This window comes from Flavipsychrobacter stenotrophus, from assembly GCF_002954265.1.
In the GTDB taxonomy this organism is placed as follows: Bacteria; Bacteroidota; Bacteroidia; order Chitinophagales; family Chitinophagaceae; genus Flavipsychrobacter; species Flavipsychrobacter stenotrophus.
Map to the genome: position 1 here is coordinate 359,710 of NZ_PPSL01000006.1, position 11,690 is coordinate 371,399.

At 44.6% G+C, this 11,690-nt stretch carries 21 protein-coding genes; 1 reads left to right on the top strand and 20 read right to left on the bottom strand.

Annotation, left to right across the window (positions count from 1 at the left end; genetic code table 11):
- Nucleotides 1–101 precede the first annotated feature (101 nt).
- From CJD36_RS19965 to CJD36_RS20060, 20 genes are all read right to left on the bottom strand, one after another.
- Complete coding sequence (locus CJD36_RS19965; RefSeq protein ID WP_105040966.1) at nucleotides 102–473, bottom strand: hypothetical protein; 372 nt, start codon at nucleotides 471–473, stop codon at nucleotides 102–104.
- A complete protein-coding gene (locus CJD36_RS19970; protein ID WP_105040967.1) occupies nucleotides 470–946 on the bottom strand; it encodes a hypothetical protein in 477 nt (158 codons plus the stop codon). The genes CJD36_RS19965 and CJD36_RS19970 overlap by 4 nt, the downstream gene beginning before the upstream one ends.
- A 1-nt stretch (nucleotide 947) precedes the next feature.
- Entirely contained in the window at nucleotides 948–1,682 is a 735-nt protein-coding gene (locus CJD36_RS19975; RefSeq protein WP_105040968.1) for a hypothetical protein, read from the bottom strand.
- Nucleotides 1,683–1,698: 16 nt separating this feature from the next.
- Nucleotides 1,699–2,079, bottom strand: a complete 381-nt coding sequence (locus tag CJD36_RS19980) for a hypothetical protein (protein WP_105040969.1) — start codon at nucleotides 2,077–2,079, stop codon at nucleotides 1,699–1,701.
- 13 nt (nucleotides 2,080–2,092) lie between these two features.
- Entirely contained in the window at nucleotides 2,093–2,386 is a 294-nt protein-coding gene (locus CJD36_RS19985) for a hypothetical protein (RefSeq protein ID WP_105040970.1), read from the bottom strand.
- Nucleotides 2,346–3,332 carry an RNA-directed DNA polymerase gene (locus tag CJD36_RS19990; RefSeq protein WP_105041014.1) on the bottom strand — a complete coding sequence of 329 codons (987 nt, stop codon included), beginning with the start codon at nucleotides 3,330–3,332 and terminating at the stop codon, nucleotides 2,346–2,348. Before CJD36_RS19990 ends, CJD36_RS19985 begins: the two co-directional genes overlap by 41 nt.
- A gap of 214 nt (nucleotides 3,333–3,546) precedes the next feature.
- A complete protein-coding gene (locus CJD36_RS19995; protein ID WP_105040971.1) occupies nucleotides 3,547–3,915 on the bottom strand; it encodes a hypothetical protein in 369 nt (122 codons plus the stop codon).
- Between the two features lie 30 nt (nucleotides 3,916–3,945).
- On the bottom strand, nucleotides 3,946–4,314 hold the full coding sequence (locus CJD36_RS20000; RefSeq protein ID WP_105040972.1) for a hypothetical protein: 369 nt from the start codon (nucleotides 4,312–4,314) through the stop codon (nucleotides 3,946–3,948).
- A gap of 35 nt (nucleotides 4,315–4,349) precedes the next feature.
- Nucleotides 4,350–4,538: a hypothetical protein gene (locus CJD36_RS20005; RefSeq protein ID WP_105040973.1), complete on the bottom strand. Its 189-nt coding sequence runs from the start codon at nucleotides 4,536–4,538 to the stop codon at nucleotides 4,350–4,352.
- Complete coding sequence (locus CJD36_RS20010; RefSeq protein WP_105040974.1) at nucleotides 4,539–4,760, bottom strand: hypothetical protein; 222 nt, start codon at nucleotides 4,758–4,760, stop codon at nucleotides 4,539–4,541.
- Nucleotides 4,757–4,978 carry a hypothetical protein gene (locus CJD36_RS20015; RefSeq protein ID WP_105040975.1) on the bottom strand — a complete coding sequence of 74 codons (222 nt, stop codon included), beginning with the start codon at nucleotides 4,976–4,978 and terminating at the stop codon, nucleotides 4,757–4,759. The genes CJD36_RS20010 and CJD36_RS20015 overlap by 4 nt, the downstream gene beginning before the upstream one ends.
- 70 nt (nucleotides 4,979–5,048) lie before the next feature.
- Nucleotides 5,049–5,582 (bottom strand): host-nuclease inhibitor Gam family protein, encoded by a 534-nt coding sequence (locus tag CJD36_RS20020; RefSeq protein ID WP_161499397.1) that lies wholly within the window; start codon nucleotides 5,580–5,582, stop codon nucleotides 5,049–5,051.
- A 1-nt stretch (nucleotide 5,583) separates the two neighbouring features.
- On the bottom strand, nucleotides 5,584–5,799 hold the full coding sequence (locus tag CJD36_RS20025) for a hypothetical protein (RefSeq protein ID WP_105040977.1): 216 nt from the start codon (nucleotides 5,797–5,799) through the stop codon (nucleotides 5,584–5,586).
- Nucleotides 5,796–6,131 (bottom strand): hypothetical protein, encoded by a 336-nt coding sequence (locus tag CJD36_RS20030; RefSeq protein WP_105040978.1) that lies wholly within the window; start codon nucleotides 6,129–6,131, stop codon nucleotides 5,796–5,798. The genes CJD36_RS20025 and CJD36_RS20030 overlap by 4 nt, the downstream gene beginning before the upstream one ends.
- Nucleotides 6,131–6,376, bottom strand: coding sequence for a hypothetical protein (locus CJD36_RS20035; RefSeq protein WP_105040979.1), 246 nt, complete (start codon nucleotides 6,374–6,376; stop codon nucleotides 6,131–6,133). The genes CJD36_RS20030 and CJD36_RS20035 overlap by 1 nt, the downstream gene beginning before the upstream one ends.
- Nucleotides 6,366–6,866, bottom strand: coding sequence for a hypothetical protein (locus CJD36_RS20040; protein ID WP_105040980.1), 501 nt, complete (start codon nucleotides 6,864–6,866; stop codon nucleotides 6,366–6,368). The genes CJD36_RS20035 and CJD36_RS20040 overlap by 11 nt, the downstream gene beginning before the upstream one ends.
- Complete coding sequence (locus tag CJD36_RS20045; RefSeq protein ID WP_105040981.1) at nucleotides 6,866–7,789, bottom strand: AAA family ATPase; 924 nt, start codon at nucleotides 7,787–7,789, stop codon at nucleotides 6,866–6,868. Before CJD36_RS20045 ends, CJD36_RS20040 begins: the two co-directional genes overlap by 1 nt.
- Before the next feature lie 35 nt (nucleotides 7,790–7,824).
- Nucleotides 7,825–8,103, bottom strand: coding sequence for a hypothetical protein (locus tag CJD36_RS20050; RefSeq protein ID WP_133162725.1), 279 nt, complete (start codon nucleotides 8,101–8,103; stop codon nucleotides 7,825–7,827).
- Nucleotides 8,104–8,141: 38 nt separating this feature from the next.
- Entirely contained in the window at nucleotides 8,142–10,226 is a 2,085-nt protein-coding gene (locus CJD36_RS20055; RefSeq protein WP_133162726.1) for a hypothetical protein, read from the bottom strand.
- 11 nt (nucleotides 10,227–10,237) lie between these two features.
- Nucleotides 10,238–10,474 carry a hypothetical protein gene (locus CJD36_RS20060; protein ID WP_133162727.1) on the bottom strand — a complete coding sequence of 79 codons (237 nt, stop codon included), beginning with the start codon at nucleotides 10,472–10,474 and terminating at the stop codon, nucleotides 10,238–10,240.
- A gap of 76 nt (nucleotides 10,475–10,550) precedes the next feature.
- Here CJD36_RS20060 and CJD36_RS20065 point away from each other — a divergent pair, with 76 nt between their 5' ends.
- Nucleotides 10,551–11,558, top strand: coding sequence for a S24 family peptidase (locus tag CJD36_RS20065; RefSeq protein WP_133162728.1), 1,008 nt, complete (start codon nucleotides 10,551–10,553; stop codon nucleotides 11,556–11,558).
- Nucleotides 11,559–11,690: the final 132 nt, after the last annotated feature.

An 11,690-nucleotide genomic window follows, 5' to 3' on the forward strand; every position in this document is an offset into this window, starting at 1 on the left:
GCGAAAAACGGCAGCTAGTATAGCCCTGTGCGGTAGCGCGATTTTTTAGCCCGGCGCTTTCTTTGTTACTTTCTTTACGCTGTAGTAAAGAAAGTAAAAGCCTATTTATCAAAGTCAGGAAACGTTTCACTCCATACCATTCGTGGCCACCGCTCTCTGAACCATTCCAGATCCGGCCTTTGCGCCTTCAGCTTACCCAACTCTACATCTAGCGTATCCACTACCTCTTTAATGCGTGTCGGCGACAAGTCAAAATCTTGGATCATAAGTTTCATTACCACCTCATTTTTCACAAGGGGAAAGAAATGCCGATAGTAGAACAACCTCGCAGCCAGCTTTCTATTACGAGCTTCCGCCAGCTCCATTATTCTGCCGGGCTTCCTTGGCGCATCAGGCACCACACCAAACAGGTCCACACTGGATACCACCTCCGGTTCAGGCAACAGACTATCAAACGCTTTATCCCCTTTCATTTGCTGAATTTTTCTTCTTTGTCTTTTTTCTCTTTCAGATACACTTTAAACCATTCGTCCCTAAAATGCCCGCGCAGGTATGTGTCAGGGTATTGTTGATTGTACCAGGGCGATTGCTTGCAGTACCATTGGTAGGAGAACATGTTTGCATGCACATACCGCTTATCGTAGGCTGCTTTGGCCTTCCATAGCTTATCCGCAATCAGCTTATTCCGGGCGTGGTCAAATATTAACCAGAAACGATCGAACGACAGATCATCGTCTATTTTGATGGTCGTTCTGCCTTCCGCCTTCACCCATGCATTGAACGATTCGTGAGTAAGTGCATTTCTGAGAGACTTAAGAACCGATTCCCGCTGATCCTGTGGCATCTTGTATGCGCAGTTTTTAAACTCTATCAGGAAACCATCCTGATCATACTCATACATCAGGTACCCCTCAAACTTTTTAGATATAAGTACATATTTATGCATATCAATTCTTCTTTTGCATTTCCAATTCCCTTTGTTGCTCTATCGCCTCATCGTGCCAGTTATGCACCACCTCCATTTCTTGTTCAGCCTTCTTAAAAAACAGCGGATCTACTCGTCTGGCCTCTTTGAAGTACACTACATAGTTACCGCTACCGCCAACCCTGTTTTTCATCTTACGGGCTATATACTTAAATACCCTCACCGAAAACTTACCATCATATTCAATTTTCTGACCGACTTTGCTTTCAGGTGCGCCATTTTTCTCATGGCTCAGGAAGATGATCCCTTTCTTACCTCCGTACTTTTCCTTCAGGTAGTAATATTCCTCTGGTGTTATGTCTAAGTAATCCAGGCTATCAATGAACACAAATTCAGGGGTACTGCGCTTGCTTAGGTAATCGTCCAGCTCCTGAAACTTGGTCTTCCCCTTTTGCCTTTTTTGTAGTGGATCAATCGGTAGGAACTTGCCAGCCTCTTCTTGCATATTGTTTCTGATAGAGGCCATCTGAAAATCAAAATCATGTCCCTGCTCGTAACTCAGCCAGGCCACCCGCCCAAATTTGCAGAGGTATTTTGCTAACCGGATGCAGAACTCTGTTTTCCCCTGTCCGCTCTTCCCGTAAATGATCCCGATAAAATTGAGAGCCAGGTTACCAATGAAAAACAGCCATTCATCTTTAAACCCCAAAAACTTAAATTTCTTCTTATGAAACTGATCTATACCTAATACCTTCATTTTTCGATAGTGTTATTTAGTACTTAAAATCTGTCCAGTGGATTATCTTACCCTCAAAGTCCTCATCGAACCACTCCATAAACTCACCCATGGTCTTAAATCCATCATTTCTCGCCAGTTCCAGCACCGAAGCATCATCCAGCCGCTTGCTATCAACAATGATCACAGGAGCCAGTACCTCACCCGGCACCTTTCCGTAATACCGTATCTCTACATGCTGTAGCCTGGTAACTACCAGATCATCACGAAAGCACTCATACGCCTTAGTCCTTACACCCGTGGCCATCTGTATTTTCATACCTACCTTCCACCTGCCGGGCTTATCCTCGCGCATGCTGTGCAGCTTACTGCCATCCATCAGCTTCGGCTTAAACGGCTTTTTAAATCCTAGTATCATAATTATTGGTTGTTTAAGTGAATTGAAAAGACCCATCATCATTTTCCACTATAGTAGTACTGATCGGGAAATTGTCCTTTGATACTTTCTGTATAACATCTATCAGGTGTTTCGACCCGGTAAATACTACATGCTTGCTATTGTTAACTTCTATTTGCAAATGCAGGCACTTATCAGTGTATTTGCTATTTTGTATTTTGTAGTCGTGTACTACTATCTGCTTATTGAGCACCTTACCAATCTTCACCTTATCTCCTGTAAAATGCTCACGTTCGCTTTTTATATTTAATTCTGAGAATGTTTTCATTGGTTAATTTTTTCTCCAGATGCTTTCCATCCGCATGTGTCAACCAGCCTTTATAGGCTGCAATAGACTGCATATCAGGATTAGAGGCCATCATGCGCGCAAAGCTCTTTTTTATGGATTTTCGGATTAGTGTATGTGAATGATAAATTTTATACCCTACAAAGTCAAGACCTCTGGTATCTATCGGGAAAACTTGGTAATTGTCTTTTACTTCAAGGTTCAGATTACATTCCATGTATTCCCTGATCAGCGCGAGCACTCTGTGTAGTTCATTTTTATTGCTACTTAGTATTACCAGATCATCAGCATACCTGAAGTAGTATTTTACTTTCACTACTTCTTTCAGCCAGTGATCAAAATAGCTTAGGTAGAAATTAGCAAGAAACTGGCTCAGGTAGTTGCCGATAGGTAAACCCTCTGCGCTGTCAATGATCTCGTCAAGCAGCCAAAGTAGATCAGCATCCTTTATTTTACGCCTTAATAGCGCTTTCAATATGTCGTGATCTATACTAGGGTAAAACTTCCGTATATCCAGCTTCAGACAATACTGTGTGTTTTGCTTGTCTTTAAATGCTTTTTTAACCGCCTTTAAAGCTCCGTGGATACCTCTACCTGTTATGCAGCTATATGTGTCCGCTGTAAACAGTTTCATTAGCACTGGTTCCAGCACTACCATTATTGCATGGTGTACAATCCTGTCAGGGTAGTAAGGCAGCTTGCTCACTATTCTTTCCTTCGGATCAGTTATTTTAAAGGTCACATACTTTGATGTATGATAGCTGCGTGTCACCAGTGATCTATGAATAGCCAGTATATTGTCTTCCCTGTTGGCATCATGCGCTATGATCTCCTTTTTGTTGCGTTTCCTTTTACGAGCCAGCATATCTGCCACTTCTAGGTTATGCACGCTGCATATCTCTTCGTATATGTTATTTATTCTTTTCATAGCCTTTGCTTTGTTGGTCTTTTTCCCTTTCGGTACCAAAGCCCGTTGTTAAGCGTAATTTTTTGCCATGTTGGCAAGGCTTGCACTGTTTATTTATAAGCAATGTGGGCACCGACATTCGTGTTCGTGTTCTCGTTGTCGTAGTCGTTCAGAACCCAACCGGAACCGGGAAACGGAACACCCTCGTCAGGCATACAGCGCGCCACCTTTAATATTATTCACCTTCACCCAGTAGGTCTCGGTACAGGTCTATGAAGGTTCCACCCATCTCCATTGCCAGGGCGCTCGTTTTGAGGGCGAGGCGGGCACCGACATACGTGCACGCGTACCCGCCGACGTAGCCGTCCAGAACCCAACCGGAACCGGGAACATACTCAAACCATGGGAAGTACTTATACTGGCTCCTTTCGGCATAATTGGCTTTCCACCCATCATTGTTCGCTTTTACCAGTATTTGCAGCTTATACTGTGCTATCACTCCTTTTTGCTCCTCAGTGGGCAGCATCGATACGTCTGGCAGCTCTGTGCCAATTTTAAGGTGAGCACATGCAGCCTCAAAACTTGTGAATTTTACTTCTTTCATTTTTTATTTGTTGATTGATTAAATGAATAATTACTTCTGACCGCTCAGCAAGTCGCTGTATAGCCCTATGAACTCACGGCCCATTTCTTTGGCTAATTCTGCCGATTTGAGGGCGAGGCGGGCACCGACATACGCGCCCGTGTACTCGAGGCCGCAGTCGTCCAGAACCCAACCGGAACCGGGAACATACTCAAACCATGGGAAGTACTTCCTCTGGTTGTCATCCTTATAATCAACCACCCAGTCACCGTTATTGGCCTCTACCAGCACCATTAGCTTATGATGGGCCACTAGTGCCTTGCCATACTTCTCGGCAAGCATTGATACATCAGGCAGCGCCGTACTGATATTGAGCTGCGCACATGCAGCCTCAAAACTTGTAAATTTTACCTCTTTCATTTTTGTTTATGGTTTTATGTAACTAAAAAAATATACTAGTCTTCTATCCACCCGCACCTGTTACACCAGGCTACGGTACACCCAATCGCCGCCACACACTTCCCTATACCAAGACATTCCATCAAATTACCTTCCGGTATAAACACTCTGTCGGCTGCGGTCGGTTGCAATACCTTTAGATGATCTGGTAATTGATCAGCCTGCATTTCATTTGGCTTGTTCATTTATTCCTTATTTAAATACCGTTTAAATTGCTCTTCAAGAATGATCGGCCTGCTTTTCCCTGGATGGCCTTCAGAGTGGGTGAGGTGGAAACCCCTGCACTTATCGCAGGGGTAAAATCGCACCGGTATCACCTCCCTTGGTCTTTTCCGTATTTTCTTCAGGGCTTCCTGTGCGTCCACATCATTTCTAAACCGCTTCTTACCACTTATACACCTGGTCATATGCCCTCCCATTCATCACGGTCATCAATCTTTTTTATAGACTCTTCATCTATACACTTCATCACTATAGGTATAGCCAGTATAAAATATAGTGGAGTTACATCCCTATTTTGAACCGCTACCAGGCACAGAAATAAAGTCCCGAATACGCCTATAATAGCCCTTAATGCGTTTACCGATAGATTGTCCTTTGCAGGCTCGTTTTGATTGTTCGGCATGTTGTAGATTACTTAAGAAGGTGAGATAATGATCGTGTTTGGTTTCGCGGGTGGTCATTGCAGAGATCGTTTAAGCGGTTACCTCCAGTTTCTTCAGCTCCACGTAGAACTTTTCTTCCTGGGCAACCTTTATTCCCAGAGCAGAGAACTTTTTAGATAACTCTTCCTTATCCCGATCAGCCAGCAGCAATTCCTTGTTAGGCTCTTCTACAGTTCTCACATACGCGTCCAGTTTCTGTTCCTTCAGGCGGGCGGTCAGTATATCCAGTGTTACACCCGATAACGTTTTGATGCTTGGAGGGTCTTTACGGAAGCCTATTTTTGCATAAAGCGTATCGAAGCTCTTCATCTTGTCAGTCATAAGCTCATGACGCTTTTCAACGCTGTAGGCTTTTATGGTTGCGAATAGTAGCGCCTGTTCAGCCTTCACAAGATCAATGTCAGACGAGAAGTCTTCCTTAATAGCCTGTATTTCTTCCTCCAGTTCAGCATTCAGCTGGCTCAGCTTGATGTCATTTTGGCTGTAAGTGATCAGCGCCTTATCAAACTGCTCTTTAGTGATCTCTTTGCTCAGAGACTCGCTCTTTCTTTTGTTTCTGCTCATATTAGTTGTTATTAATTGTTTTAATGATTTCTTTACCGCCATTGATGACGTTATTCACATGCGCCACCAGTTCCCATATTTCCTGTTGCAGCTCTTCTTGCTGTTCCGGTGCAGCATCCTTTTTAAGGCGTCGCAGTACAGCTATTTCACGCAGCAGCGCACTTGCCTTTTCCTTATCGCTGCCACTCAGGGCATTGATGTCTATTTTCTGTCTCATATGAATAGGGGTTCTTTACTTTTTTTGTCAATCGATTGAATGATCCCGTTTAGGATCGTCGCTGGGTAGGGCTGCATCGGGAAAGGCTTGCTGTTCCAGAACTGTATGAACGCACGTGCTGTGCTGGCGTTGAGCGTTAGCGTATAATTCACCTGCTCTTTATTACACATAGTGCTTATCTGTTCATAAAAATCACACACGTGGTCATGCCATAGCTGTTCTTGCTCATTTTCTGGTTTATATCCACTAATTACTGCTTCGTACAACGCAACCAGCATTTCAAGCTTTCTGTGGTCAATTTTTAGCCTTACTTTTCTATCCTGTTTAGCCATTATTTCTTAATTATTACTTCGTTATAGGTTATTTCTTTACTCAGCGTCAGTCCGGCCACAAAGGCGGTGATCTTGAAGTGATATTCAAAGGAGGTGACAAAGCCTACCAGTTCTTCTTTTTCAGCGTCTGTTTTAAATAGGCTATACTCCGCAGGCCCTGTTTGTCTTATGCTGTAAACACCATCCACATCCCTTAGAGTGAAGCGTTTTATTTCGCTCAGCTGTGCTATTCCATTAGGCTGCATGGCTCACCTCCTTTCCTTTATTCCCACCCGTTGTCATGGTGAGCCTCGCCGAACCATTCTTGTCATCCTGAGCCCCGCCGAAGGACGAACCATCGGTGATCAGGTCTAGCACACCACACAATTGCTCCAGCAGCGTCAGGTAGGTAGGATGATCTTCTCGGAAAACATTCAGGTGCATATCGTGGTACACGTTGTAGCGTTCGTTGATGGTTACCTTATGCAGGAAGGGGAGAATTGTCCAGTGATCATACTGCCGCCAGTTCAGGTTCCACCATCGCAGTACTTTGGGTTCCATCCACAGGCTTTCGCTTTCCCTCTGGCTTATGCCTGCCTTGTGTAGGTTTTTCACAAGCCACTCTCTGCCCATATCCAGTTTCAGGTTCAGCAGCTGCTCAGGCATCAATCCTGTAAACTGCATTACCGCCGCTTCATCAGCCTTAAACTGAGCCCTCCAGTACCCCGTCTTACTTACCTTTTTTGCGTTTCTCATTAGGCAGCCTTTTTAGTTGCATTCATACGCTTGTGCTTTGCCACTTCCTTCCTAAGCACCCTCAGAGACAACCCCGAACGGGTCAATATATCCTTGCGCAATTGCGTATCAGCTTCCGGCAGGTTCAGTTGCAGTATCTGCAAGGCCGTTTCCTTGCGCATTACCGATACAGAAGCCTCACTATCATACTGCTCGGTAATAGCCTGAAATTTGCGGTTAAAACGGTCAAACAATGCCTCCCAACCCAGCTTACGTTTAGCCAGCATCTTATTGATCTTCACGCCCAGTGTATCATCACCTATTATGTACCAACCTGTGCCGCCCTCAGTCACATCATACAGCCCCTTTATTTCCATCCAGCAGTTATCATTCATGTAACCGGCATCATCCAGTACCACCAGTGGGTTTTGAAGGCGCAGCAATTCCAGTTCCACACGCTCCCTTATCTTCCGCACCTGGTCACCATGTTCAAGGCCAAGATTTTGAGCCATTTCACGCAGCAGATCAGCGCGGGTTATACCTTGTCTGCATTTCACATAGATCACGTTCTGATGAGTAGCCGCATACACCTCCGCGCTATGCGTTTTGCCTATCCCTACCAGGTCGCAATTGATTGCGCTAAGGCTATCCTGTTGGCACATGCTCAGCTGAGCAGTCACAAAGCCAAAAACGGCAGTTCTCGCAGTCTTCCACCCATTCTCACTCAGATCACAAAACAGCTTCTTGCCAATGCGCACCCATTCCACCTCACTCAGCACCTTATCAATGTCCCCTTTGCTTATCCGGCTGTAAGAACCCGGATTGATCTGCAAATACTGAGCATGATTAGCTTGCTTATAACCACTGTCAGAATGTTGGCGCATTTTTAAGTCCTCAGCTATCGCCTTAGCTACCATTTGCTTGTGTGTCTGTGTGATCTGCATAACGTATGATATTTTATGTTAATTAAATAGTGCTTTTATTTTCCTGCGGTAGCTACTTCCTGAAGAACTTTTAACAGGGTTTGCTCTACTACGCTACCCTCAATCGGCCCTTGGAAATCAGTCGGCCCTTGAAAATTTTGAATGTTGATTACCGTCACTTTACGGCCTAACAGCATGTCCATTTCATACATGAACTTGAAAAAATCTTCCTGCGTCATGCGCTCAATTAGATCAGTTGCTGTTCCTTGCAGGTAGCATACATCTGTAGCCATCCCCGATACTTTTACCCTCTGAACAAACCCTAATAGTGTCATTTTTAAGCTTTTAAGTGATTATTTGAATAGATTTTCGGCTATAATGCCCACTGGGCGGCACTTTCAATAGAATTGCCATTCGGTACACTTACCACGCTAACCCCCTCTTTTTGCTTATACCCCCCCCTTTTACTCGTCTTTTTTGGCACAAAACCCACATTATCAGGCTCCTCAAACTCGTCAGAAGTGCTGTTTACTACCACCTCTTCCACCACTTTTAGCGTCTCGCCCGCTTCAAAACCATCAAATCTGGCAGTCCCAAGTACCGAATAGCTGCCTTGCGTCTCACGTACCATCTTATCAAATGCTGCCTGATACGCCCACTGCTTGTCAGCATTCGCCCTGTCAGCATCGGTCATTTCTGCCTGTGCCTCCTGGAATGGGATCACCTTTGTTGCCTCAGCAATGAATTTGCCATATTGATACAGGTAAACCTTTTCTATACCCTCTGGTCCGGGGATGTAGTATGCGTCAAACTTCCATGTCTTCAGTTCGCGCAGTATGTTGATGTTCGGTAGGCGGTAGCTATTTTTCATTACCTGCACGTACCCGCGTTTGATGCTCGTTTCTCGGGCCTTGTAGCCTACGTAAGGCATTATTGCCGATGTGGCATGGTGCACAAGGTTCGGGTTCTGGCAGTTTTCCAGTACGTCCCATCTGCTCATGCCGGGGTATAGTTCCTGGTTCGGGTGCAGCGAATTGTTCCAGCTGTTGATGTCGTCCAGATCGTTCTGTATGATCTGCTCGTAAGCATACCTCACCTTGTCCTTATCTGTATTCAGGCGGTTGGCTATGTTACGGGCGTAAAACCTGCCTTGGAACCCCGGGCGCTTATTGTCGAAGGTGTATTTCTTCTGGCGGAAGATGTGCTCCATTCTTTTCTCAGGCGCATTACCACCCAGGCACACACGTACATGCTTAAACAGGTTACCGGCGGTAAGAATATCGTCTTCAAACTGGCCGTCCACTTCCTTACCCATCATTTGGGCAGTCAGGTGGCGTTCCATTTCTATTTCAAATGGCATACCCCAACCGTTGCATAGTATTGTTTGGAACATATCGCGGAAGGCTTCCCTCAGCAATTCCACGTTCTTATCTGTGCTGAAAGCCTTGCCTATAATCGCACCGCTGGCCACATCAGCTATCTGGTAAGTTTTAGCAGGGCGGTTACCGGTCATATCCTTAAATGGTAGGTCGCGGTCATCCATTGTTAGCTTGCTAAAAGCATATACCGGTGCCATACGTTGCACATATGGGCGGTGAAGCGCACGCCACTGTAGGTTATTGAGCCTCTTTTTATTGATAGCTATCTGCGCTGCCGGTCTCTTCAGGTAGAAGTCAACTGTACTTTCACCCAGTGGAAATGGCTCACCTTTTACATAGAATTCCTGCGGGTTAAACACCTCACCGGTATTAATATCCACCACCTGTAGTTTGTTGTAGATGAAGTCGCGGTACATGCGGCATACTTCCACCAGTGTCGTTTCCTGTTTCATAAAGTACAGGCTCACTATCAGGTTTTCAATTTTTGGCGTCACCTTGCGGGTGTTCTGGTTACCAAACTTCTTACTGATCAGCGCCACCGGCCCTTCCGAATTGTACTTAGCCAGCAGCTTGCGCAGTGGATCATATGCCTTCGGTAGTTTAGGGTTTACCGGTCTGTCTCCCTGATGCAGATCAATTACATATTCCCAAAAGGTCTTAATACTGATGCCCAAAGTATCTTTCAGCATCTTGCGGTCCGTTAGTACCAGGTTGATCATGTTAAGCCATTCAGCCTGTCGGGTATACACCTGCTGTGCATCCAGTGGTAAGTGTCCACCACCGGCTTTTATGTGACCGGCGAATATATTAGCTGCCTTATAGTCCACACTGATCAGCTTAGTTATCGGCTGCTTTGAGATATACTTATGTAGATCATTGCCGTATTTGGCTGTTATTTTCTCCTGGCATTTAGCCGGTATAGTATCGAATTCTATAAGTACTCCGTTACCATTACCACCCCTGCCATGCACCCGCATAAGTTGGGTCTTATGGTACTTGTAGTTACTTTCCGTCATGAAGTCCGGAACTAACTCACTATACTCTAAACAGATTATGGTTGTGTGTGCTAAATATCTCATCGGAATCAGGTTTACTTGTTCACTTTCGCTTTTACATCATTCATCAACTTGCTCATACCCTCCTGTAGAAGATCATCAGCAAGTGTTACTCGCTTAGCTTTTTCACCTGTACCCCGTTTCCCTGCACGTACCTTATTCACAAGGTCAACGCTCGTATTGGTAACTAGTGCGGTCATTCTGGGCGGTACTGTTACTTCAATGCTGGTCGCAAATGATCCCTTACTTGTTTGCTTGACGTTTGAATTCATAATACTCATATCTTTGTCTTCAAAATCTATATTTGTAGGACAAAAATACAAACAAGTTTGAATTAAACAAACAAGTTTGAATTTATTTTTTCAAATACTCATTTACATGGAAACATTTAAGTCAAGATTACAAGAGCTTTTATCGGCTGAAAACCTTACCGTTCCTGCGTTTGCAATAGAATTAGGTTACGATAATCCGGAGAAGATTTACCGGTTAATGAGAGATGAGAACAATAAGCCTTCATTCGATATTTTGCAGGCAATTTCAAACAAGTTTGTCAATTGGAACCTCAATTGGGTCGTAACAGGCAAGGGAAATAAGCATCTTACCCCCGTCACAAATGGCAGTTCTGAGACAATAATCGGCTCTAATCAGCCAGAACCTACCCCTGCAAATAGCCTAAAACTATCCCCAAAACTATCCGCAACACCGTCCCCAACTCCTAAAAACAGAGAGTATACGCCATCAAATAATAATTCTTTCGTAAATGAAAGTAGCCTGATATATGGCGCTAAAGCACCCCAGATAATCACTATAAACGAGCATGGAATAGACAACATCGTGTATGTACCGGTGAAGGCTCGTGCAGGCTATCTACTAGGCAATGGTGATCAGGAATACATCTCTGATTTACCTACTTTCCGCATGCCAGGCTTGAACCATTCTACATACCGCATGTTTGAGACAGAAGGGGTATCAATGGCACCCACTTTATCCGATCGCGATCGTGTTATTGGTCAGTGGGTGGAGAACTTCGACAATATCCGTGAAAACCGCATCCACGTAGTGGTTACGCGCAGTGGGGTATTGGTAAAGAGGGTACTAAACCGCCTTAAAGAGAGGGGGAAAATCTACCTGAAATCAGATACTATATCGCACCGTCATGACCACCCCATTATAGAGATTGATCCGGAGGACATACAGGAACTATGGTACGTAAACATGAAGGTCTCTTCAGACCTCTCAGAACCCGCCGAAATCTACGAGCGAGTATCAGAATTAGAGCTTAACCAGCAACTAATGATGAAGAAACTAGGCATTGAGACACCCCGGTTAAAGCAAAAGCCTTCAAACGACGTTTAAAGGCTCTCCCGGTTAAAGCAGAATTAAAGCAGAATTCAATTTCGTTTTTAAATCGCATTCCTGCCAAATCCTCTGAAACCCGCAACTAGCGCAGATTTTGCGCTATATATACAATTCTTTAATTAAGACTTT